Below are 22377 nucleotides of genomic sequence, written 5' to 3'. Positions count from 1 at the left end.
GGCCGAGGGCGGCGCGCGGCGGCGGCGCGCTCGGCGCGCAGGCCGGAATCGGCGCGCGGGGTCGGCGCGCGGGGATGCTCGCGCGCCTCGCGGTAGAAGCGGGGTTCGGCCGGGGCGGCGGCGGGGCGCTCGTCGCGGGCGCCGCTGGGCAGCAGGCGGTCATCGGGATCGACCGACAGCCCACGGGGGGAAGGCCCGGCACCCGAACCAGGTCGGCGAGAGGAAGGAGCGGCCATGGCGATGTCAGGTCCCTGTCCCGGCCTGGGTGGAGGGGGCGAATGCGGGGGTCAGGCCCGTCCCGCCAGCAGGGTGGCGACCCCGCCGGCGACCTGGGCATGGCAGTGCGAGGCGAGGTCCTTGCGCGACGGAAACGCGGCCAGGGTGGTCGGCGGGTGGAACATCACCTCGATGGTGACCCGGCCGAGCCCCAGCGCCCGGAACAGATGGCCGGCCAGGGTCATGTCGCCGTACCAAGCGAAATAGGGGCGGAACGCCCGCCCGAGCGGCAGCCCGTCGAGCCGGGTGTAGGCCAGCGACACCGGCTGCACCGGCAGCGGCTGTTCGGCGCCGCCGGCGGCGGGCAGGGCGGCCTCGGCCACCGACAGCAGCGCGCTCTTGAACGGCAGCACGCCGTTGCCGTCGTTGCTGGTGCCCTCGGCGAACAGGATCAGCGAATCGCCGTGTTCCAGCCGGCGGCGGATGCCGTCGCGCTCGCGCGCGGTGGCGGCGGGGCGGCGATCGACGAACACGGTGCGGGCGAGGCGGGCGAGAAAACCGAAGCCGGGCCAGCCCGCCACCTCGGCCTTGGCGATGAAACAGGCCGGAATCAGCCCGCCCAGCACGATGATGTCGAGGTAGCTGGCATGGTTGGCGACGAACAGCACCGGCCCAAGGGCGGCGGCGGGGGCGCCGTGCGCCACCACCTCGAACCCGATCAGCCGCATCACCCCGCGCCAGTAGGCGACGACGAAGCGGGCCGCCACCCGGTGCGAGATCACCCGCAGCATCAGATAAGGCGGGACGAGCAGCAGGGTCCACAGACAGAAGGCGGTGAAGCGGAGCAGGGCGAGGGCCGGGGATACCATCGCCACCGTCAGCCTTCGGCCCCGGCGTCACGCGCGTTGCGGCCGTAATGGCTGAGATATTTGGCGGTGATCAGGTCGGTCTTGACCAGCACGCAGATGTCGGTGGTGTTGAACTGGTGGTCGATCACCGCGCCGTCGCCGACGAAACCGCCGAGGCGGAGATAGCCCTTGATCAGCGGCGGCAGCTCGGCCAAAGCGCGGCGGGGATTGAGGTCGTCCTTGGCGCGGCGGTTCATGTCGACATAAAGCGACGGCAGCGCGCGCGGCCGCAGCGCCTCGGGGGCGAGGTGGTAGTGATAGAGATAGGACAGGTCGCCGGCGACCTGATCGGGATCGGTGCCGGGCAGGCTGGCGCAGCCGAACATCAGCTCGACGTCGTGCTCGAACACATAGGCGGCGATGCCGTCCCACAGCTTCTTCATCGTCGCGCCGTTGCGGTAGCCGGCATCGACGCAGGAGCGGCCGAGTTCCATGAAGCGGCAGCCGGTGGCCAGGATCGGCGCGATGTCATACTCGCCGGCGGTGTAGAACCGGCCGTAGCGTTCCCCGGCGGTGCGGCGCATCAGGCGATAGGTGCCGACGACGCCCTCGGCGCCGTCGCCGCGGGCGCGGTCGATCACCAGCAGATGGTCGCACACCGCGTCGAATTCATCGACGTCGCGGCGGCGGGCGCGGGTCAGGTCGGTGGGGTGGGCCCCCATTTCCTCATAGAACACCCGGTAGCGCAGGGTCTGGGCGGCGGCGATCTCGTCATCCCCACGGGCGAGTCTGACGTCGAGGCGCTCGGTCGATTCCTCTGCCGGAAGAGCGGATGGCATGGTTCCTCTGGGTCCGTCGGCAAACGCGGATGGGCCGCGCCCGTTATTTCTCTGCCCGTTCATCGTCGGGAGTCAACGGAACTCCGTACAACTCCAACCGATGGCCGACCAGACGGAAGCCATAACGGCGGGCGATTTCCCGCTGGAGCGCTTCAATCTCGGAGCTGGTGAATTCGATCACCGCGCCCGACTGGACGTCGATCAGATGGTCGTGATGATCGCCCGCCGCTTCCTCGTAGCGGGCGCGGCCATCGCCGAAATCGTGGCGCTCGAGAATCGAGGCTTCCTCGAACAGGCGGACGGTGCGGTAAACCGTGGCGATGCTGATGTTGGGGTCGATCCGGGTGGCGCGGCGATAGACCTCCTCGACGTCGGGGTGGTCGGCCGAGTCCGACAGCACGCGGGCGATCACCCGGCGCTGCTCGGTCATTTTCATCCCTTTGTCGATGCAGCGCTGTTCGATCCGCGAGACCATGACCTATCCGATGATGCGGCGTCCGCGACGCCGGCCCGCCCGTTCGGACGCCGTCGTCGCGGCGTCCGAAGGTTCCCAGGCCGGCGCCTGCCGCCTTACACCGCCCGCTTGCGGGTCCGGGGCTTGGTTCCCAGACCGATCTTCTTGGCCAAGCTGGAGCGATGCTGGGCGTAGTTGGGGGCGACCATCGGATAATCCGGCGGCAGGCCCCAGCGGTCCCGGTACTCTTCCGGGGTCATGTTGTAAGCGGTCTTGAGGTGGCGTTTCAACATCTTCAGTTTCTTGCCATCCTCCAGACAGATGATGTAGTCAGGAGTCACCGATTTGCGCACCGCCACCGCGGGCTGCGGCCGTTCCGGCGCGGCCGGCGCGGTTCCCACCGCCGCCAGGGTCCGATAGACCTCCTGAATCAGATGGGGCAGTTCGCCGAGAGCCACATTGTTGTTGCCGACATGCGCCGCCACGATTTCGGTCGTCAGCGCAAGAAGATCACCCTTTTCCGAACGCTCCGGCATCTGGAGCACGCCTCCTTCTCCTGATTGGAAGGCCCTATATAATTTTTTGCCGGTGACGAAGCAATAACCAATATGACAATGCAAGATGACTCGGGACGCATGACTGAGACTCCGAACTACAGCCTTGACATCATGGGAGATGTCTGCCCGATGACCTTCGTCAAGGCCAAGTTGCTGTTGGAACGGATGGTTTCTGGCGAGAGCGCGGAGATCTGGCTGAAAGGCCGCGAGGTGATTGAAAACGTCCCGCGCTCGATTCGCGAATTGGGACATCAGATCCTGGCGTTGACGCCAATCGATCAGAACGACCCCGATGGTCCGCATCGACTCCTGGTGATCAAGTCATAAGTTATTCAACGGGGCCGGGATCTTCGGCGGCACCCGGCGTTGACTTGGGCTTTTCCAGGGGAAGACGCATCGTCAGTGCGTCGATACCGTGGTAATAACCCTTACGCCGCCCGAGCGGCTCGAAGCCGTGGCGGCGGTAGAGCGCCTGGGCCGGATCGTTGTCGGCGGCGACCTCGAGGAACATCGTCGCCGCCCCCCGCGCCGCCGCGTCGCGCAGCGCCGCCGTCAGCAGCAGCGCCCCAACTCCCTGGCGGCGCCAGGGCGGCAGCACGGCGATGGTCAGGATCTCGGCCTCGTCGCCCAGGCAGCGCCACATCACCAGCCCGGCGGGCCCCGGCGGGGCGAGGCTCGGCCGCAGGCTGGCGCCATCGACCGCGATCAGGCCCTGGCTGCCCGGCATCAGCAGCACCTCGGCCATCGAGCGCGGGCTCCACGGCTCGGCGAAGCAGACGGCATGCATTCCGGCCATCACCTCGGCATGCGGCATCGCCGCCGCGACCAGTTCGATCATCGTGCCGCTCCGGCCAGGGTGACGTCGGGCGGGCGCAGGTAAAGCGGCTCGGCCGGCAGGGTGTCGCCGCGCGGCCAGCGTTCGGCCGCCAGCGCCGCCACCACCGCCGCGTCGGGCCAGCCCGGGCTGGTGGCGGTGGTGGCCGCCGGCAGGGTGCCCGCCAGCGCGGCGGCGCCGTCGCCGGCCAGCAAGGCGGGGCGGCCGGCCAGCGCGCTTTCCACTTCGGCCGGGGTGAGCGCCGCCACCGCCGTCAGCGGGGCGAGGTCGGGGTCGAACAACTGGACCCAGGGGCGGTCGCGGCGGGACTCGAGGGCGACGACCAGGACGCGGCCGGCGCGTTCGGCCGCCGGCACCGCCGCCGCCACCGCCAGCGGGGTGGCGATCCCGGCCAGCGGCCGGCCGGCGGCCAGCGCCAGCCCGCGCGCGGCGGCCAGGCCGATGCGCAGGCCGGTGAAGGCGCCCGGCCCCACCGTCACCGCGATCAGGTCGAGCCCGGCGAAATCCTGGCCGGCCTCGGCCATCACAGCCGCCACCATCGGCAGCAGGGCCTCGCTCTGGCCCCGGGCCATCGCGGTGAGCCGATGGGCGGCGATGCGGCCGTCGCGCCGCAGGGCGGCGGAACAGGCGCTGGTGGAGGCGTCGATGGCGAGGACGATCATGGGCGGGCTATACTGCGCCCTCCGCGGCAAGAAAAGAGCTAAGATGTCCCCGCTGGTTTCGATTACCCCCGATCGTTTCGATCTCGCCCTCGCCCTGGCCTACGCCACCCCCGACAATTTCACCGGCCGCCCGGTCTATCGCCCCGAGGCCGGCTGCTGGCTGCATGCCGACGCGGTCGGTCCGCTCGAACGGGCGATCGCGCTGGCCCGGCCGCTCGGCCTGCGGCTCAGGCTGCGCGACGCCTTCCGCCCGGCCGAGGCGCAATGGCGGCTGTGGGCGGTGCGGCCCGACCCGGAATTCCTCGCCGATCCCCGCACCGGCTCGCCCCATTCGCGCGGGGTGGCGCTTGACCTCGACCTGCTCGACGCCGCCAGCGGCGAGGCGCTCGACCTCGGCACCGGCTTCGACGCCTTCACCCCGCTGTCGCATCACGGCCGCACCGACCTGCCGATCGCGGCGCAGCGCCACCGCGCCCTGCTGCTCGGAGTGATGGCCGCCGCCGGCTGGAGCGCCAATCCGCTCGAATGGTGGCACTACCAGCTGCCGCATGCCCGCCGGCGCTATCCGGTGCTGGCCGACGCGGTGCTGGGCCCGGCGGCGATGCTGCCGGCCTGAGGGCGGAAACGGCCTGGCGGGCGGTTTTTTGACGAAATCGCCCGCCGTCGCAAAAAAGTCAAAAAAAGGGCTTGCGCGATCCGAAAGTTTTCGTATTATGCGGGCCTCCAGACGCTGGAACGCAGCACTGGACGCCGAAATTGAGCGGGCGTAGCTCAGGGGTAGAGCACAACCTTGCCAAGGTTGGGGTCGAGGGTTCGAATCCCTTCGCCCGCTCCAATTTCGATAAAGACGACATCAAGCGATATACTGACAGGCCGGGCCCCAAGCCCGGCCTTTCGCTTTTGCGCGTCTTGATCTTTCCTTCGCTCCCCCCCGGCGGCGTGGCCTGCCGCCGGAGGGCGCCGGTTCAGAACTGGAAATAGATGAACGGCCGGCTGCCCTCGATCAGGGTCAGCGAGACCGCCGCGATCGCCGCCAGCGCCAGCTGGCGCCAGCGATAGCCGGGTTCGGCCGGATCGAGGCTGGCGAGGCGGTCGGTGTCGAGCGCGAAGGTGGCCAGGGCGGCGGCGGCCAGCAGCAGCCAGCCGGCCAGCTCCACCGCCGGCATGGTGGGGGTGGTGCCGCCGAGTACCACCGTCTGCGCCAGCAGGACGAACGAGGGCAGATCGAGGGCGAACAGCGGCCAGCCGAGCGACACCAGCAGGAAGGTCAGCGCCTGCCCGGCCGGGCGCGGCAGGCGGTCCCAGCCGGGGCGGGTGGCGCCGTACAGCAGCACCAGCAGGCCGTGATAGAGCCCCCAGACGATGAAGTTCCAGCCGGCGCCGTGCCACAGGCCGCACACCGCGAACACGATCAGGATGTTGCGGGCATGGTGGCGGTTGCCGCCGAGCGGCAGATAGAGATAGTCGCGGATCCAGAACGACAGGCTCATATGCCAGCGGCGCCAGAATTCCTTCGGGCTGAACGAGCGGTAGGGCTGGTCGAAATTGCGCGGCAGCGGCACGCCGAAGGCGAGGCCCAGCCCCATCGCCATCATCGAGTAGCCGTAGAAATCGAAATAAATGCGGAAGCTGTAGCCGAAGATCGCGAACAGGGCCTGGAGGCGGTCGAGCTCGCCGACCGTGGCGAACAGCGGCGCCACCACCCGGTCGAGCGGGTCGGCCAGCAGCACCTTGGCGCCCAGCCCGACCACGAACAGGGCGACGCCGCCCCACAGCGTCGCGCCGGTGGCGCGGTACCCGGGCAGCCGGCGCAGATTGTCGCCGACCTGACGGAAGCGGGTGATCGGCCCGGCGATCAACTGGGGGAAAAAGCTGACATAGCTGGCGAAGGCGGCCAGCGGCGGCCGGGCGGGAATGTCGCCGCGGTAGCGGTCGATCGCGAACGACGCGAGATGGAAGACGTAGAACGAGATCCCGGCGGGAATCCCTTCCTTGGCCGGCCGCACCAGATCGCCGAGTCCGACCGTGCCGAGCAGGAAACCGGCATATTTGAAATAGAGCAGCACCCCCACCGGCAACGCCAGCGCCAGCGCCAGCCGCCGGCCGTTGCCGGGGACGGCGAGCAGATGGACCCAGCCGATGCAGACCGCCAGGATCAGCAACTGCTTGTCGCCGGCCGAGATGTCATAGAACAGCAGCGACAGCACGGTGACCAGCGGCAGCCGCCAGCGCCGCAGCGGTTCCCAGAAGAACAGCGCGGCCGACAGCGGCAGGAACAGCAGCAGGAAAACCGGGGAATTGAACAGCATGGGCGCCTCAGGGCGTGGCGAGGTGCGGGCGGACCAGACCGGCGATGAAGTGGCCGAGCGCGCGGGGCGGGGCGTGGGTGGCGTCGGGCCAGAAACCGTCCTCGACGCTGCCGGCGAGGCGCGGCGCGGGGTGGCATTCAAGCCCGCGCGCCCGGCAGCCCTCGATCAGGCGGCGGCGCTGGCCGGCCATTTCCGGCGGCAGGGCCGGGTCGAGCGCGTCGGCCACCGCCGGATAAAGCGGGCTTTCGTAGATGATCACCCGGGTGCCGGCGGCCTGGATCCGGGCAAGGCGGTCGAGATCATGCTCAAGCAGGGGATAGCGGTCCTCGTAGACCGGCCAGGGCTTGGGCGCGGCCCCGCTCAGTTCCCGCTCGACCGGCGGGCGGCGGTGGCTGCCGTCGGCGTCCCAGACGTGGCAGGAACGGCCATCGGGGACCATTCCGGCCCAGGCGAACAATCGTTCCTCAAGGCGGAACAGGTTGATGGTGCGGGCCAGCGCCGCCATTTCGGTGACGGCGAGGTTGCGGAAGAACTTGCGCCAGTCGGGGCCGACCGCGTAGGGGGCGTCGATCAGCGCGGCGAGGTCGTCTCCCCGCAACCGCCAGCGCGCGGGCGGCAGGGGGAAATCGTAGGGAAGCTGGGCGTAGAGCAGGGCGACATTGTCGAACGACAGCACGGCGACGCGCGGCGCCTTGCCGGCGTCGGCCAGGGCGGCGAGGGTGACGACGCTTTGGCGGAACGAGGTGCCGCCGATCCCCATGCTGAAGAAACGCGGACCGGGCAGGTCGAGTTCCCCCGCGCCGACATCGATCACCCGGCTGTTGCCGAAGGTCATCAGGTCGTAGCGGGGGTCGGTCCGGGCCTGTTCGAGCTTGGACTCGTACAGCACCTCGCGGTCGAGGCAGCCCAGCACCCGATACGAGGCGCGATAGGGCGGAACCGGCCACAGGCCGATCACGATCAGGGCCAACAGGGCGAGTGCGGAAAAGGATAAAAAAAGACGGGGCGCCATTTGCAACCCAACCGATCGGAAGGAGGCGCCCGTTATATTGTTTCGGTGGGGCCGTGCCAAGCTTTCCGTCTTGACCGTGCCCCGCCGTTGGTTTCCGGTCCCCCCGGGCGGCTCAGGCGCTGCCGATCAGGATGCCGGTGAGGAACACCAGCACGCCGCCCAGCACCACCTGGAGCACCGCCGACACCAGCGGGGTGTCCATGTAGCGTTTGCGGATCCAGGCGATCAGTCCCAGCTCGACCAGCACCACCGCCACCGCCAGCGCCGTGGCGGTATGAAAATCGGGAATCAGGTAGGGCAGGGCATGGCCGAGTCCGCCCAGGGTGGTCATCGCCCCGCAGATCAGGCCGCGCAGCAGCGGGCTGCCCCGCCCGGTCAGCGAGCCGTTGTCGGACAGCGCCTCGGCGAAGCCCATCGAGATGCCGGCGCCGATCGCGGCGGCGAGGCCGACCAGCAGCGTCTCCCAGCTGTTGAGGGTGGCGAACGCCGCCGCGAACAGCGGCGCCAGGGTCGAGACCGAGCCGTCCATCAGCCCGGCCAGACCCGGCTGGACGATCTGCAACACGAACAGCCGCCGCTGCGCCTCGCTCTCCTGGGCGCGGACTCCGGCCGGCACCAGGGTCGCCTCCAGTTCGCCGGCGCGGGTTTCGTGGCGGCTTTCCTCGGCGGCGAGGTCGCCCAGCAACTGGCGGATGGCGGCGTCGCGCGATTGCTGGGCGGCGCGCAGATAGAAGCGGCGGGTTTCCGCCTCCATCACCCCGACCTGATCCCGCACCTTGTCGATGCCGAGGGTCGGGGCCAGCCACACCGGCCGGCGTTCGACGAAGCCCTTGACGTCCTGGCGGCGGATCAGCGGGATGAAATCGCCGAACTTGGCGCGGTAGAGATCGAGCAGATGGTGGCGATGCTCGCTTTCCTCGTCGGCCATCGCCGTCAGCATCCGCGCGGTGTCGGGATAATCGTCGCGCAGGCGGTAGGCGTAGGCGGTATAGATCCGGTTGTCTTCCTCCTCGAGCGTGATCGCCAGCGCGAGCAGCTCCTGCTCGGACAGTTCCGAGAAATTCTTCATCCCTTTCCCCCCATGCCAAAACGACGGCGCCGCCCAGTGTAGCCGAGCGACCGCGCGGCCGTCAGGGGGCGCCGTGGTTTTTCCCTTGGGAGGTCCAGGACCCTCAGGGTCCTGGTGGGGGCGGGCAAAGCCCGCATAACGGTCCTTACCCCTCGATTTCCCCCGCCCGCGCCGGCCCCTCCCCGGCGACCACCCGCTCCAGCACGGCGATGAACAGCTCGGCCTGACGCTGGCGGGTATGGCGTGGCGCGGCGGCCAGACTGGCTTCGGCCAACCCGCGCCGGCTGTCGCCGTCATCGGCCAGTGCCCGCACCGCCGCCGCCAAAGCGGCGGGATCGCCCGCCGGCACCCAGCGCCCGGCGCCGTCGGCGGCGAGCAGGCGCGAGGCCTCGCCCTCCGGAGCCACCAGCAGCAGCGGCAGCCCCATCCCCATCGCCTCGAACATCTTCGACGGGATCACCTCGGCGAAGGCGGGCGAATCCTTGAGATGGACCAGGGCGACGTCGCACAGCGACCACACCGCCGGCATCCGCTCCTTGGGCTGGGGCGGGCCGAACACCACCCGGTCGAGCCCGCGCGCGGCGGCGGCCTCGACCAGCATCCGCCGTTCCGCCCCGGCCCCGACCAGCAGGAAGCGCAGGTCCGGCCGGTCGCGCAGCCGCTCGGCGGCGTCGAGCACGTTGATCAGGCCATGGGCCATGCCGTGGGTCCCGACATAGCCGACGACGAAATCGCCGTCGCCCACCCCCCATTCCGCCGCCAGGGCGGCATCGCGCGGCCGGGGGGCGTAGCGGGGCAGATCGACGCCGTTGATCACCACCGCGATCTTGGCGGCCGGGATGCCACGGCCGATCAGGTCGGCCTTGAAGGCGTGGGTCAGCGCCACCACCGCGGCGGCGCGGCGATAGAGAAACAGTTCGAGCCGTTCCAGCCCGCGCAGCGCCGCGCCGTCGCGCATCGCCCCCACCGCGCTGATCGAGCGCGGCCACAGGTCGCCCAGTTCGAACACGAACGGCACCCGCCGCAGCGCCGCCAGCGCCCAGCCGCCGACCGCGGCGAAGAATTGCGGGCTGGTCGCCACCACCACGTCGGGGCGGCGCTCGAACAGGCCGGCGAGCACCGCACTGACCATGAAGGACTGGAAATCCAGGATCCGACGCACCACACCTTCATTGGCGGCGATGTAGGTCTTGACCCGCACCACCCGGACGCCGTCGCGGGTTTCGACCTGCCGCCAGCGGTTGCGCCAGCCCGGAAACAGCCTGCCGCCGGGAAAATTGGGGGCCGAGGTCAGCACGGTGACCTGATGGCCGGCGGCAACCCAGTAGGCCGCCCGTTCCGATACCCGGGTCGCGGCCGCGTTGGTTTCCGGCGGATAATTCTCGCTTAGGAAGAGGATGCGCATGCAGGATGTTTACCGCAAAGCGGCGCGGGAGGCGACGCCTAACCGCCACCGCCGGTCCGGGCGGCCCGGTGGGACGCCGGGGCATCGGGAGTCGTTTCCCGAAGCCGGCTATGCTATGGATGACAGATGAAAAGCGAGCGTTCTGGACGGGTTGACGAATGGGCGGGGCGCGAGGATCGCGCCGGCGGCGATGCTCCCGCCGATCCGCTGCCCGATCTCTCGTTCGGGTTTGACGGCCTCGATGCCTTCCCCGGGCCGGTTGTGGTGCTCGACCCCGCCGGGCGGATGCTGGCCGGCAACCGGCGCAGCGACGCCCTCGCCGCCGCGCTGGCCCAGGGGCGGATCGCCTGTCTCGAGGATCTGCGCGAGATGCCGGGGGCGACCTCGCTCGAATGCCTGCCGCTGCCCGATGGCGGCACCCAGGTGCTCGATCTGGTGGTGGTGCCGGCGGCGGACGGGCGGGCGCTGCTGATCGGGCGCGACGTCACCCTCGAACGCAACCTGCGCGCCGCTTTGGTCGAATCCCGCCAGCGTTACAAGGATCTGGTCGAGATCTCGAGCGATTTCGCCTGGGAGATCGGCCCCGACGGCCGCTTCGTCTTCGTCAGCCCGAAAGGGGCGCTCGGCCATGCCGCCGACGAGCTGATCGGCCGCCGCCCGGCCGATTTCATCGTCCCCGGCGAGGCCAGCTTCATCATCAACCCGTTCGAGGCCAGCGGCCCGGTCGAGGACATCGAGGTCTGGATGCGCCAGAACGATGGCGGCCAGGTCTGCGTGCTGACCTCGGCCACCCCGCTGCGCGGCGATCAGGGCGAATGGCGCGGCGCCCGGGGCGTCTGCCGCGACGTCACCCAGGAACGGCTGCGCGACGCCGCCCTGTCGCGCGCCAACGCCCGCGAGCGGCTGCTCAGCTACATCGTCCGCACCATCCGCGACGAGGTCGAGCCGGGCGGGATGCTCCAGGCGGCGGCCGAGGCGACGGCGCGGGCGCTTGGCGCCACCGGCTGCCAGATCCACCGCCTCGGCGGCGAGGAGGGGGACTTCTCGCTGGCGGCGGCGTTCGGCGCGGCGGGCGAGCCGCTGCCGGTGCTCGACACCCTGGCGGATTCCGACCATTTCGAGGGCGAACAGCCCGGCTGGCGGGTGCTGGCGACGGTGTGCCGCTACCGCCATTCGGTCAATGGCGCGGTGCTGCTGTGGCGCAGCGCCGAGCGCCCGGCCTGGGGCGACGACGACCGCCTGCTGATCGACGACGTCGCCAATCAGGTCGGCCTCGCCGCCGAGCAGATCGCCAATCACGAACGGGTGCTGCGGCTGTCGCGCACCGACGGGCTGACCGGGCTCTACAACCGCCGCGCCTTCTTCGAGGAGATCGCCCGCCGCTTCCACCGCCTGCTGCGCGAGGGGCGGCCGGCGGCGCTGATCTATGTCGATCTCGACAATTTCAAGGCGGTCAACGACGTCCACGGCCATCAGACCGGTGACCGCGCCCTGCTGGCGGTGCGCGACCTGATGGTGCAGCACACCCGGCCGACCGACCTGATCGCCCGCCTCGGCGGCGACGAATTCGCCATCTGGCTCGATTGCGCCGAGGAGAAGACCGCGGTGCGGCGCTGCGAGGAACTGCTGGACGCGGGGCGCGGGCTGGCCTGCTTCTCCGGCAGCCCGGACAAGCCGCTGCTGTTCTCGCTCGGGGTCGCGGTCCATTCCGGCGGCGAGACCGAGACGATCGAGGCGCTGATCGCCCGGGCCGACAAGGCGATGTACGAGGTCAAGCGCGACGGCAAGGGCGCGTGGCGGCTGGCGCCGCCGGCCGGGCATGGCGGCCGCGCCGAAGGGGGCGACGCCTCATGGTCGGCTTGCTGAAACGCCTGCTCGGCTGGCGTCCCCGTTCGCTTTCCGACGACCGCGCCCGGGCGCTGGCCAACCATCCCGATCCCCGCCGCCGCGCCGATCTTGCCCGCCGCGCCGATCTGCGGCCGGACCTGCTGGTCTATCTGGCCGGGGACCGCGATCCGGCGGTGCGGCGCGCCGTCGCCCTCAATCCCGCCGCGCCGGTCCAGGTCAATCTGCGGCTGGCCTCGGACGACAGCGCGCTGGTGCGCGGCGACCTCGCCGCCAAGATCGCCCGGCTCGGCGTCGGCCTCAGCGCCGAGGACCGCGCCCGCTGGTATCAGGCCACCTCCGAGGCGCTTGAGATCGTCGCCCGCGATCAGGTGGCGCGGGTGCGGCTGATCCTGGCCGAGGCGCTGAAGGACGTCGCCGACGCCCCGCCCGAGGTGATGCGCCGCCTCGCCCGCGACGCCGAGCTGGCGGTGTCGGGGCCGGTGCTGCGCTTCTCGCCGGCGCTGACCGACGAGGATCTGCTCGCGGTGATCGGCGCCAGCCCGGTGCCCGGGGCGCTGACGGCGATCTCGCACCGCGCCGGGCTCAACGGCCCGGTCTGCGACGCCATCGCCGCCAGCAACGACATCGCCGCGATCACCGTGCTGCTCGGCAACCCGCTGGCCCAGATCCGCGAGGAGACGCTCGACCGGCTGACCACCCGCGCCGCCGACATCGAGGCCTGGCACCGCCCGCTGGTCGAACGGCCGCGCCTGTCGTCGCGGGCGACCCAGCGTCTGGCCCGCTTTGTCGCCGCCGACCTGCTGCGGGCGCTGGCCGAACGCGACGATCTCGATCCCCAGGCCGCCGCGGCGGTGGCGCTCGAGGTCGAACGCCGGCTGGCGGAAAGCGCCCCGGCCGAGGCGGGCGCCGCCGCGCCGCCTTATTCCGCCGCCGAGGCGGCGCTGGCCCGCGCCCGGACGCTCCAGGCCGACGGCAAGCTGACGGCGGCGACGATCGAGGCGGCGCTGCTGGCCGGCGACGCCGCCCTGGTCGAGGCGGCGCTGACCCTGCTCGGGCGGCTGCCGCTCGGCACCGTGGCCCAGGTGGTCGCCACCCAGAGCGCCAAGGGGATCATCGCGGTGACCTGGCGCGCCGGTTTGCCGGCCGGCCTCGCCACCCTGTTGCAGACCCGGCTGCTGCATCTGCCGCCGTCGCGGGTGCTGCCGACGCGCTCGGATGGCGCCTTTCCGCTGTCCACCGCCGAGCTGATGTGGCAGATCGAATTCTTCGGCACCGAAGAGGGATGACGGCTGGCGCCGTCGCGCCCCCAGGAGAGGACTCAGGCGATGCGCGAGATCGTGCTCGATACCGAAACCACCGGCTTTGACCCGCTGACCGGCGACCGGCTGGTCGAAATCGGCTGCGTCGCGCTGTTCAACCACCTGCCGAGCGGCGAGGTGTTCCACCGCTACATCAATCCCGAACGCGACATGCCGGAAGAGGCGTTCAAGGTGCACGGCCTGTCGGCGGCCTTCCTCGCCGACAAGCCGGTGTTCGCGGCGGTGGCGGATTCGTTCCTCGATTTCATCGGCGACGCGCCGCTGGTGATCCACAATGCCGAGTTCGACATGCGCTTCCTCAACGCCGAGCTGGCCCGGCTGGGGCGGCCGACCCTGCCGATGAGCCGGGCGATCGACACGGTGGCGATGGCGCGCAAGCGTTTCCCCGGCGCCCAGGCCAATCTCGACGCGCTGTGCCGCCGCTTCGGCATCGACAACAGCCACCGCACCCAGCACGGCGCGCTGCTCGACGCCGAATTGCTGGCCGAGGTCTATCTGCAATTGATTGGCGGGCGTCAGCCCGGGCTCGAACTGGGGGTCCGCGCCGCCGCCGCCGCCGCCGGGCGGGCGGCGCCGGTGGAGCGGGTGGCCCGCCCGCCCCGCCCGCACGCCCCGAGCGCGGCCGAGGCGGAGGCGCATGCCGCCTTCCTCGACCGCTTCAAGGCGGCACCGGTCTGGCGCCGGCAGGCGGCGGAGGAAGGGTGAGGCTCAGGCGTTGCCGGCGGCCTGCTGTTCGAGCCGGGCGCGGTAGAGGGCGACGAAGTCGAGCGGCTGCAACGCCAGCGGCGGGAAGCCGGAATCCCGGGTCAGGCTGGCGACGATCGCCCGGGCATACGGGAACAGCAGGCGCGGGCATTCGATCAGCAGGCAGGGGCCGAGATGCTCTTCCGGCACCTGGACCGAGAACAGGCCGGCATAATCGAGTTCGGCGATGAACAGGGTCTTCTCCCCCGCCCGCGCCTCGGTGCGCAGCCGCAGCACCACCTCGAAGGCGCCTTCGGCCACCGGGGTGGCGTTGACATCGACCTGGAGCGCAATGTCGGGCGCCTGTCCGTCGCCGTCGAAGAACACCTGCGGGGCGCCCGGAACCTCGAAGGACAGATCCTTGATATACTGGCCGTGGATTTTCAGCGAGGGGGCGGTATCGTCCTGCGGGGTCTCGGTCATCGGTTTCTCCTCGGTTCGCGCCGCGCCAGCGCGGCCACGTCTCCGGGTAGCACGGATCGCTCCGGCGGACAACAGGGCGGGGCACCACCGATGATTCTGCCCGATCTGCTGCGGCCCGGCCTCGCCTTGGTGCTGTGCGGCAGCGCCCCCAGCCGCGCCTCGAAGGAGGCGGCGGCCTATTACGCCCATCCCGGCAACCTCTTCTGGGCCACCCTGCACGCGGTCGGGCTGACGCCACGGCGGCTGGAGCCCGCGCACTATCCCGAACTGCTCGATCATGGGATCGGGCTGACCGACCTCAACAAGACCGAGTGGGGGGCCGATGCCGAGCTGACTCCGGGCGGGTTCGACCGCGCCGGCTTCGTCGCCAAGATGCGGCATCATCGGCCCGCTTTGATCGCGTTCGACAGCAAATTCGCCGCCGGGCGTTATTTCGGGACCGGGCGGGTCGGGTATGGTCTTCAGGCGGAAAGCCTCGACGGGATTCCGCTGTGGGTGGTGCCCTCGACCTCGGGGCGGGCGCGGCGCTATTTCGATCTGGCGCCCTGGCACGATCTCGCCCGCCGGGTCCGCGCCCTCGGCGGGGCGGCCGCCCCGCACCCCGCCCGGGGCGAGGCCCCGGACCCCCTTTGATTTTGGGCCGATCCGGTCTACACCTGCCCTCAGTTCAGGTTTGCGACGAGGGCGCGATGAAGATCGGGATTTGCGGCTGTGCCGGGCGGATGGGACGCATGCTGGTGGAGGCGGTGCTCGACGGCGAGGGCGCCAGTCTGGCCGGCGGCAGCGAACGGGCGGAATCCCCCGCGCTGGGGCAGGATCTCGGCAGCCTGATCGGTCGCGCCTCCCTCGGGCAGTTCGTGACCGGCTGTGTTTCCGGGCTGTTCGACGTCTCCGACGCGGTGATCGACTTCACCACCCCGGCGGCGACGGTGGCCCATGCCGCGCTGGCGGCCGAGCACGGCAAGGTGCTGGTGGTCGGCACCACCGGCCTGTCGCCCGACGACGAGGCGGCGCTGGCGGCGGCGGCACGGCGCACCGTGATCGTCCACGCCCCCAATTTCAGCGTCGGCGTCACCCTGCTGACCGCGCTGACCGAGCGCGCCGCCGCGATCCTCGGGCCGGATTACGACATCGAGATCGTCGAGATGCATCACCGCCACAAGGTCGATGCCCCCAGCGGCACCGCGCTCGGCCTCGGCCGCGCCGCCGCCGCCGGCCGCCGCGTCGCCCTCGATCAGGTCTGGTGCAAGAGCCGCGACGGCCATACCGGCCCGCGTCCGGCCGGCGAGATCGGCTTCGCCACCCTGCGCGGCGGCGACGTGGTCGGCGACCACAGCGTGGTGTTCGCCGCCGAGGGCGAGCGGGTCGAGTTGACCCACAAGGCGTCGAGCCGGGCGGTGTTCGCCCGTGGCGCGGTGCGGGCGGCGCTGTGGGCCGAGGGGCGCGCCCCCGGGCTCTACTCGATGCGCGACGTGCTCGGCCTGTAGGCAAGACGGGGGCCGCGCGCCCCCGCCCCCGCCGCCCGCCGTCAGTTGGCGGCGAGACTGAGCGGCATCGAGGCGGCGAGGCGGGCGCGGTCGAACGCCACCAGATCGTTGCGCCGGATCAGCGAGCGGATCGTGCCGACATAGGCCTTGCCCCGCTCGGAATAGGCCGACAGCGAATCCGCCAGTTGATGGCCATCGACCGGGCGGCCGACGGCGTGGGCATGCTGGCGGGCCCGGCGCAGCCCGGCATAGGCCGGGTGGGTGTTGAGGGTGTGCAGGTAGGCCTGGACCCCTTCCTTCAGCGAGCCGAAGCGGCGCATGCCGGGCGCGTCGTCGTCGTCGCCGGTCAGGCCGAACAGGTTGCGGCTGCGCCGCACCAGGCGCGAGGTGCCCCAGCCGGTTTCCTCGGCCGCCTGGGCCAGCGCCAGCGACGGCGGCACTTCATCGACCCGCGCCAGCAACTGGGCGGTGTCGCCGTCCTCGACATCGTAGCGTTCGGCCAGCGCGGTCAGCCACAGCCGGTCCTGCCGGGTCAGCGATTGCCGCGCCGCCTTGCGCGCCAGCAGGCCTTCGAGATGGGCGCGGTCGGCGGCGATCTCGGCGTTGACCACCAGCACCAGCGGCAGCATCACCCGCAGGAACACCGCCTTGCGGATTTCCGGGTCGGGCAGGTCGTCGAGATCGTGCGGCACTCGTTCCAGGAACAGCGGCGGCACCTCGGCCTCGCCATCGCGGATGGCGTCGAGCTGGTAGCCGATGCGGAGGAAGGCCCGGTCGAGCCGGGCGGCGCTGGCCAGTTCGTCGTCACCGATCCCGGCGCGGGCCGGGGGGGCGGCGACCGCCACGACCGGCGTCGGCGCCGGCGGCGGTGTCTGGGTTTTCTGTTGCAGAACAGAGCCGTACAAACCGCCGGTGCCGGCAATCAGTACGCCAAGACAGAGAGACGAAAACAGTCTAGATCGGTCCAAACCGGTGGGCATGCCGGCGTATTCCCCCTTTTGTTTCGACAGAGTGTGAACCAATAATGAAGGGCATTTTATCGGCTTGTTAACTGAACTGCAACCAACCGAACGGGAGACGGGGCGGGCGTCCCCCGGAGACGAAACGGGCCCCGGGGGTGACCGCCCGGAGCCCGTGAAAAAACAGTGACAAAACGGAAAATCAGGCCACCGCCTGGACCGCCTGCACTTCGGGGATATAATACTTAAGCATATTCTCGATGCCATGCTTCAGGGTGGCGGCGGCGCTGGGGCATCCCGAGCAGGCGCCGCGCAGGTGGAGGTAGACCACCCCGTCGCGGAATTCGCGGAAAATGATGTCGCCGCCGTCCTGGGCCACGGCCGGACGGACCCGGGTTTCGATCAGCTGCTTGATCTGGGTGACCACCGCGTCCTCGTCGCCGCCGGCACCGGCTTCGCCATCGGCGCCCTCGATCACCGGCTGGCCGGATTCGAAATGCTCGGTGATGGCGGCCAGGATCTGCGGCTTGATCACCTGCCAGTTGGCGTCGTCGCTTTTGGCGACGGTGAGGAAATCGCTGGCCAGGAACACGCCGGCGACGCCGTCGATGGTGAACAGACGCTGCGCCAGCGGCGAAGCCGCGGCCTGTTCGCTGCTGGTGAAGTCGGCGGTGCCGGACGGCATCACGTCACACCCGGGCAGAAACTTCAGCGTGGCGGGATTCGGGGTCGGTTCGGTCTGGATGAACATGGGACTCCTCAAGCGCTTCAGGGCTGGACCATGGAGTCCTAGATGGCCCCGGGCCGGGGCCAAGTCAAGCAAAGCCCGGCACGCGCGTCGGAACGGCGATGCGATTCGACCGGCGAAACAAGGTCTTGATCGGGAAAAAAACATCCGGCCTAGCCGGCTCGATACACGCCGCGCGCGTACCATATCAAGGGTTGGGCGGGCTGCCGCCCGCACCCGCTCGGGGAGCAGAGCTCCCCGAACCCCTCACTTTGTCGATGAATAAAAAGGGGGTCCGGGGCATCGCCCCGGCGGGTCCGCGGGCAGAGCCCGCGCAACCCATGGACGCTTTTTGGCCTCAGTCAGCCGACTTGTTGGCGCGTTCGGCCTTCTTGCGCTCGTTGGGGTCGAGCAGGCGCTTGCGCAGGCGGATCGACTTCGGGGTGACCTCGACCAGTTCGTCATCCTCGATGTAGGCGATCGCCTGTTCGAGCGACAGGCGGCGGTGCGGGGTCAGCTTGACCGCCTCGTCCTTGCCGGAGGCGCGGATGTTGGTCAGCTGCTTGGCCTTCAGCACGTTGACTTCGAGGTCGTTGCCGCGATTGTGCTCGCCGACGATCATCCCCTCATAGACCTTGACGCCGGCCGGGATGAACATCGCGCCGCGTTCCTCGAGGTTCCACAGCGCGTAGGGCACCGCGTCGCCGGTCCCGGTCGAGATCAGCACGCCGTTGCGGCGGCCGTCGATCGGCCCCTTGTAGGGGGCGTAGCCGTGGAACACCCGGTTCATCAGGCCGGTGCCGCGGGTATCGGTGAGGAATTCGCCGTGATAGCCGATCAGGCCGCGCGAGGGGGCGAGGAAGGTGACGCGGGTCTTGCCGCCGCCGGACGGACGCATCCCGGTCAGTTCGGCCTTGCGCAGGCTCATCTTCTCGACCACCACGCCGGAATATTCCTCGTCGACGTCGACGAACACTTCCTCGATCGGTTCGAGGCGCTTGCCGTTCTCGTCGGTCTGGAACAGCACGCGCGGGCGCGACACGCCGAGTTCGAAGCCCTCGCGCCGCATCGTCTCGATCAGCACGCCGAGCTGGAGTTCGCCGCGGCCGGCGACCTCGAAGGCGTCCTTGCCGTCGGTTTCGCGGATGCGGATGGCGACGTTGCTTTCCGCCTCGCGATAGAGCCGGGCGCCGATGACGCGCGAGGTGACCTTGTCGCCTTCCTGGCCGGCCAGCGGGCTGTCATTGACCGAAAAGATCATCGCCAGGGTGGGCGGATCGATCGGCTGGGCGTGCAGCGGTTCGACCTGCTCGGGGGCGCAGATGGTGTCGGCGACGGTGCATTTGGTCATGCCGGCCAGGGCGACGATGTCGCCGGCCTCGGCCGTATCGACCGGCACCCGCTCGATGCCGCGGAAGGCCAGGATCTTCGAGATGCGGAACTGTTCGAGCAGCTCGCCGTCGCGCGACAGGCCCTTGACCGCCATGTTGATCTTGGCGGTGCCGGAATGGATCCGCCCGGTCAGCACGCGGCCGAGATAGGGATCGGCCTCGAGCGTGGTGGCCAGCATCGCGAACGGGGCCTCGATCTCGCGCTTGGGCGCCGGGACGTGGCGGACGATCAGGTCGAACAGCGCCGACAGGTCCTGACGCGGCCCTTCCAGCGAATCGTCGGCCCAGCCGTCGCGGCCGACCGCGAACATGGTCGGGAAGTCGAGCTGCTCGTCGTCGGCGTCGAGCGCGGCGAACAGGTCGAACACCTCGTCATGGACCTCATGCGGCCGGGCGTCGCCGCGATCGACCTTGTTGATCACCACGATCGGGCGCAGGCCGAGGCCGAGCGCCTTGCCGGTGACGAACTTGGTCTGGGGCATCGGCCCTTCGGCCGCGTCGACCAGCACCACCACCCCGTCGACCATCGACAGGATGCGTTCGACCTCGCCACCGAAATCGGCGTGGCCGGGGGTGTCGACGATGTTGATCCGCACCCCCTTCCACTCGACCGAGGTGCACTTGGCCAGGATGGTGATCCCGCGCTCTTTTTCGAGATCGTTCGAGTCCATCACCCGTTCGGCCACCTGCTGGTTGGCGCGGAAGGTGCCCGACTGTTTGAGCATGGCGTCGACCAGGGTGGTCTTGCCGTGATCGACGTGGGCGATGATGGCGATGTTGCGCAGTTCCATGAACGGGCCTGTAGCTCTGAGGGGGGGAGGTGGGCTGGACCTAGCCGCGACACGCGGACAGGAAATCGTCGCCCAGCCGGGCGCGGGCCAGATCGGCCAGCGGGTGGGCCGGGCGGGCGCCGACATGCGAAATCACCTCGCCCGCCGCGATCCCGCCGAGGCGGGCGCAGGTCGGCAGGGCAAGGCCGTGGGTGAAGCCGAACAGGAAGCCGGCGGCGTAGAGGTCGCCGGCGCCGGTGGTGTCGACCACCGCCTCGACCGTCTCGGCGCCGACGACGTGGGTCGCCTCGGCGGTGACCACCACCGAGCCGAGCGCGCCGCGCGTCACCGCCGCCAGCTCGGCGTGGCCGCGCACCGCGCGCAGCGCCTCGTCGATCGACTCGGTGCGGTAGAGCGAGCACAGCTCGGCTTCGTTGGCGAACAGGATGTCGACATGGCCGGCGATCAGCTCGAGGAAGCCGTCGCGGTGGCGATCGACGCAGAACGGATCGGACAGCGACAGCGCCACCCGGCGGCCGGCCTGATGGGCGACCTGGGCGGCGCGTTCGAACGCGCGCTTGGCGTTGGGCGGATCGTAGAGATAGCCTTCGAGATAGGTCACCGCCGCGTCGGCGATCACCGCCTCCTCGACATCGTCCGGGCCGAGATCGACGCAGGCGCCGAGATAGGTCAGCATCGTGCGCTGGGCGTCGGGGGTGACCAGAATGAAACAGCGCGCGGTGGCCGGGCCCTCGCCGGCGGCGGGGGTGTCGAACCGCACCCCGGCGCTGCGGATATCGTGGCGGAACACCTGGCCGAGCTGATCGTCGCGCACCTTGCCGATATAGGCGGCGCGGGCGCCGAGCGCGGCCAGCCCGGCGATGGTGTTGGCGGCCGAGCCGCCCGAACATTCGATCCCGGCCGGCAGGTGGTCGTAGATCGTCTCGGCCTGGGCGGCGTCGATCAGGGTCATCACCCCCTTGGTCCAGCCGAGCGCCGCAAGCTGCGGCTCATCGACCTGAACGAGCACATCGACGATCGCGTTGCCGATGCCGGCGACGTGGGTGTTGGGGTCAGCCATGGTCAAAAGAGGCCTTTCGCGCGAGGTCGACCGGCGCCAACCGGTCAAGCCGCCGGGGTGACGGCGACCCGGGCGGGGATAGACCGGGGCAGTATAGCGTTCGCCGCCGCCGGAACAACGAAAAACTGCCGTGCCGCCCCATCGCCGCCGCCACCGGCGCCGCCGGCCCGATAACCTTTTTGCGATTAACCGCCCAGCGCCTGAAGCCGATCGGCGGCGATCCTGCGGTGTACACAACTCTGCGACAATAACCTAAGATTGTCTCTGCGCGGCGACACATCCTCAGCGGGAAAGCGTCGCCGCGATTCGTGTCGTTGCCGCCAGGAGGGCGCCGGTGTCGCCGTCGTCGCCGTGGCACCGGCTGCCGCCGGTGCTGGTGCTGCTGTTGGTCATGCTGGCCGGGGCCGCCGGGGCGGCGCCGGCCTGTCCCGGCGCGCACGGCGCCCTGTCCTTCCCCTACGCCCTCACCCCCCCGCCCGGCTGGGAGCATGACCGCTTCGCCATCCAGGGTGGCGAGACGGTGACGATCCGCGACGGCGCCTTCACCGCCGCCTTCACCGATCCCGAGCGGGCCGATCCGGCCTCGCCCTATCAGGGCCTGCCGCGCTGGGTCGCCTACGAGATGCGGGCGCTGCGCGACGCCGACGGCCACCCCCTGGCCCCGGCCGGGGCGCGCCGGCCCCGCCGCTGGTACGAGCTGGAGCAGACCGCCGCCCTGTGGCGCGACCGCCCTGGCATCGAGCGGGCCGGGCTCGATTGGGCCTATCGCGGCGTCGCCACCCGCTGGAACCGGGGCCATCTCGCCGCCCGCGCTCATGCCGACCGCCTCGGCTGGGCGGCGGGCTGCAACAGCCACGTCTTCGTCAATGCGGTGCCCGAGCAGGCCCGCCTCAATCAGGGCGAATGGCAGGCGCTGGAGAATTACGCCGCCGCCGCCGCCAACCGCTTCGGCCGGGTGTGGACCATCGCCGGCCCGCTGTTCGAGCCCGGCCGTCCGGTCGAGACCATCGGCGGGGCCGGGGTGGTGCCGCTGGCGGTGCCGCATGCCCTGTTCAAGATCCTGGCGATCGAGACCGCCGCCGGACTCGAGGCTCGCGCCTTCCTGTTCCCCCAGGACGCCGCCTACCATCGCTGCGGCGCCACCCCGCAGGAGGCCTATGATTTCGCGCGCTTCGCGGTGCCGCTGGCGGAATTGGAGCGGACGACCGGGCTGCGCTTCTTCCCCCTGCTGTCGCCGGCGGCGCGCGCCGCGCTCGAGGCCGCCAGCGTCGCCCCGCCCTGGCCGGTGGCGCCCGAGGCCTACCCCACCCGCTGCGGGCCGCGCCCGGCCCCGGACGCAGAGGGGCCCGAATGAGCTCGGGATGGAGCGGTTCGATTGGTGTGATTGTTGCTTCTTAAAACCCAAAGTTATTGTGGCGCGGG

General features: G+C 70.5%; 24 protein-coding genes and 1 tRNA gene. 9 read left to right on the top strand and 16 right to left on the bottom strand.

The features are described from left to right. The 5 genes from ACFSNB_RS15630 to ACFSNB_RS15610 all read right to left on the bottom strand — a co-directional run. Positions 1–236, bottom strand: a 236-nt coding sequence (locus ACFSNB_RS15630; protein ID WP_377318235.1) for a hypothetical protein, incomplete at its 3' end; no start/stop codon positions are given. Between the two features lie 51 nt (positions 237–287). Next, on the bottom strand, positions 288–1085 hold the full coding sequence (locus ACFSNB_RS15625; RefSeq protein WP_377318233.1) for a lysophospholipid acyltransferase family protein: 798 nt from the start codon (positions 1083–1085) through the stop codon (positions 288–290). 8 nt (positions 1086–1093) lie between these two features. Continuing rightward, positions 1094–1903, bottom strand: a complete 810-nt coding sequence (locus ACFSNB_RS15620; RefSeq protein ID WP_377318231.1) for a GNAT family N-acetyltransferase — start codon at positions 1901–1903, stop codon at positions 1094–1096. Between the two features lie 43 nt (positions 1904–1946). After that, positions 1947–2378: a Fur family transcriptional regulator gene (locus ACFSNB_RS15615; RefSeq protein ID WP_377318229.1), complete on the bottom strand. Its 432-nt coding sequence runs from the start codon at positions 2376–2378 to the stop codon at positions 1947–1949. 95 nt (positions 2379–2473) lie between these two features. Next, positions 2474–2893 carry a Ros/MucR family transcriptional regulator gene (locus ACFSNB_RS15610; protein ID WP_377318227.1) on the bottom strand — a complete coding sequence of 140 codons (420 nt, stop codon included), beginning with the start codon at positions 2891–2893 and terminating at the stop codon, positions 2474–2476. A 72-nt stretch (positions 2894–2965) separates the two neighbouring features. On the opposite strand from ACFSNB_RS15610, the gene ACFSNB_RS15605 reads away from it, so the two are divergent. Then, complete coding sequence (locus ACFSNB_RS15605; RefSeq protein ID WP_377318225.1) at positions 2966–3241, top strand: sulfurtransferase TusA family protein; 276 nt, start codon at positions 2966–2968, stop codon at positions 3239–3241. Between the two features lies 1 nt (position 3242). Here the strand turns inward: ACFSNB_RS15605 and ACFSNB_RS15600 are convergent, their stop codons facing one another. Together ACFSNB_RS15600 and tsaB are read right to left on the bottom strand one after the other, a co-directional pair. Further along, positions 3243–3752: a GNAT family N-acetyltransferase gene (locus ACFSNB_RS15600; protein ID WP_377318223.1), complete on the bottom strand. Its 510-nt coding sequence runs from the start codon at positions 3750–3752 to the stop codon at positions 3243–3245. Then, positions 3749–4411, bottom strand: coding sequence for a tRNA (adenosine(37)-N6)-threonylcarbamoyltransferase complex dimerization subunit type 1 TsaB (gene tsaB / locus ACFSNB_RS15595; protein ID WP_377318221.1), 663 nt, complete (start codon positions 4409–4411; stop codon positions 3749–3751). The genes ACFSNB_RS15600 and tsaB overlap by 4 nt, the downstream gene beginning before the upstream one ends. A 43-nt stretch (positions 4412–4454) precedes the next feature. Here tsaB and ddpX point away from each other — a divergent pair, with 43 nt between their 5' ends. Together ddpX and ACFSNB_RS15585 are read left to right on the top strand one after the other, a co-directional pair. Continuing rightward, positions 4455–5027: a D-alanyl-D-alanine dipeptidase gene (gene ddpX, locus ACFSNB_RS15590; RefSeq protein ID WP_377318219.1), complete on the top strand. Its 573-nt coding sequence runs from the start codon at positions 4455–4457 to the stop codon at positions 5025–5027. A 144-nt stretch (positions 5028–5171) separates the two neighbouring features. Continuing rightward, positions 5172–5246, top strand: a tRNA-Gly gene (locus tag ACFSNB_RS15585). A gap of 130 nt (positions 5247–5376) precedes the next feature. Here ACFSNB_RS15585 and ACFSNB_RS15580 read toward each other — a convergent pair. The 4 genes from ACFSNB_RS15580 to ACFSNB_RS15565 form a co-directional block, all read right to left on the bottom strand. Continuing rightward, entirely contained in the window at positions 5377–6720 is a 1344-nt protein-coding gene (locus ACFSNB_RS15580) for an MBOAT family O-acyltransferase (RefSeq protein ID WP_377318217.1), read from the bottom strand. Between the two features lie 7 nt (positions 6721–6727). Then, the gene (locus ACFSNB_RS15575; protein WP_377318215.1) at positions 6728–7732 is read right to left on the bottom strand and encodes a hypothetical protein; all 1005 of its coding nucleotides are present in this window, start codon (positions 7730–7732) and stop codon (positions 6728–6730) included. A 112-nt stretch (positions 7733–7844) separates the two neighbouring features. Continuing rightward, a complete protein-coding gene (mbfA, locus tag ACFSNB_RS15570) occupies positions 7845–8801 on the bottom strand; it encodes an iron exporter MbfA (RefSeq protein WP_377318213.1) in 957 nt (318 codons plus the stop codon). Between the two features lie 145 nt (positions 8802–8946). Beyond that, a complete protein-coding gene (locus ACFSNB_RS15565) occupies positions 8947–10206 on the bottom strand; it encodes a glycosyltransferase family 4 protein (RefSeq protein ID WP_377318211.1) in 1260 nt (419 codons plus the stop codon). A gap of 126 nt (positions 10207–10332) precedes the next feature. Here ACFSNB_RS15565 and ACFSNB_RS15560 point away from each other — a divergent pair, with 126 nt between their 5' ends. Genes ACFSNB_RS15560 through dnaQ form a run of 3 tightly spaced genes read left to right on the top strand, consistent with a single transcriptional unit; the run spans position 10333 to position 14078 of the window. Further along, entirely contained in the window at positions 10333–12072 is a 1740-nt protein-coding gene (locus ACFSNB_RS15560) for a sensor domain-containing diguanylate cyclase (RefSeq protein ID WP_377318209.1), read from the top strand. After that, entirely contained in the window at positions 12057–13340 is a 1284-nt protein-coding gene (locus tag ACFSNB_RS15555; protein ID WP_377318207.1) for a DUF2336 domain-containing protein, read from the top strand. Before ACFSNB_RS15560 ends, ACFSNB_RS15555 begins: the two co-directional genes overlap by 16 nt. Before the next feature lie 39 nt (positions 13341–13379). Beyond that, the gene (gene dnaQ, locus ACFSNB_RS15550; protein ID WP_377318205.1) at positions 13380–14078 is read left to right on the top strand and encodes a DNA polymerase III subunit epsilon; all 699 of its coding nucleotides are present in this window, start codon (positions 13380–13382) and stop codon (positions 14076–14078) included. A 3-nt stretch (positions 14079–14081) separates the two neighbouring features. Here the strand turns inward: dnaQ and secB are convergent, their stop codons facing one another. Further along, a complete protein-coding gene (gene secB / locus ACFSNB_RS15545) occupies positions 14082–14540 on the bottom strand; it encodes a protein-export chaperone SecB (protein ID WP_377318203.1) in 459 nt (152 codons plus the stop codon). A 90-nt stretch (positions 14541–14630) separates the two neighbouring features. Between secB and ACFSNB_RS15540 the strand changes: the two genes are divergently transcribed. Both ACFSNB_RS15540 and dapB read left to right on the top strand, forming a co-directional pair. Continuing rightward, positions 14631–15173, top strand: a complete 543-nt coding sequence (locus tag ACFSNB_RS15540; RefSeq protein WP_377318201.1) for a mismatch-specific DNA-glycosylase — start codon at positions 14631–14633, stop codon at positions 15171–15173. A gap of 56 nt (positions 15174–15229) precedes the next feature. Beyond that, complete coding sequence (gene dapB / locus ACFSNB_RS15535; RefSeq protein ID WP_377318199.1) at positions 15230–16027, top strand: 4-hydroxy-tetrahydrodipicolinate reductase; 798 nt, start codon at positions 15230–15232, stop codon at positions 16025–16027. Positions 16028–16068: 41 nt separating this feature from the next. Here the strand turns inward: dapB and ACFSNB_RS15530 are convergent, their stop codons facing one another. From ACFSNB_RS15530 to ACFSNB_RS15515, 4 genes are all read right to left on the bottom strand, one after another. Beyond that, entirely contained in the window at positions 16069–16872 is an 804-nt protein-coding gene (locus ACFSNB_RS15530) for a glucosaminidase domain-containing protein (RefSeq protein ID WP_377318197.1), read from the bottom strand. 316 nt (positions 16873–17188) lie between these two features. Then, a complete protein-coding gene (locus ACFSNB_RS15525; RefSeq protein ID WP_377318195.1) occupies positions 17189–17737 on the bottom strand; it encodes a NifU family protein in 549 nt (182 codons plus the stop codon). A gap of 334 nt (positions 17738–18071) precedes the next feature. Further along, positions 18072–19895 carry a translational GTPase TypA gene (typA, locus tag ACFSNB_RS15520; protein WP_377318193.1) on the bottom strand — a complete coding sequence of 608 codons (1824 nt, stop codon included), beginning with the start codon at positions 19893–19895 and terminating at the stop codon, positions 18072–18074. A 40-nt stretch (positions 19896–19935) separates the two neighbouring features. Further along, the gene (locus ACFSNB_RS15515) at positions 19936–20955 is read right to left on the bottom strand and encodes an adenosine kinase (RefSeq protein ID WP_377318191.1); all 1020 of its coding nucleotides are present in this window, start codon (positions 20953–20955) and stop codon (positions 19936–19938) included. Between the two features lie 334 nt (positions 20956–21289). Between ACFSNB_RS15515 and ACFSNB_RS15510 the strand changes: the two genes are divergently transcribed. Further along, positions 21290–22309, top strand: a complete 1020-nt coding sequence (locus tag ACFSNB_RS15510) for a DNA/RNA non-specific endonuclease (RefSeq protein WP_377318189.1) — start codon at positions 21290–21292, stop codon at positions 22307–22309. Positions 22310–22377 lie beyond the last annotated feature (68 nt).

The organism is Phaeospirillum tilakii, from assembly GCF_042683125.1.
GTDB classification, from domain to species: Bacteria; Pseudomonadota; Alphaproteobacteria; order Rhodospirillales; family Magnetospirillaceae; genus Phaeospirillum; species Phaeospirillum tilakii.
Note: the sequence above shows the minus strand (reverse complement) of the source record. Positions and strands in the feature narration are given on the sequence as shown.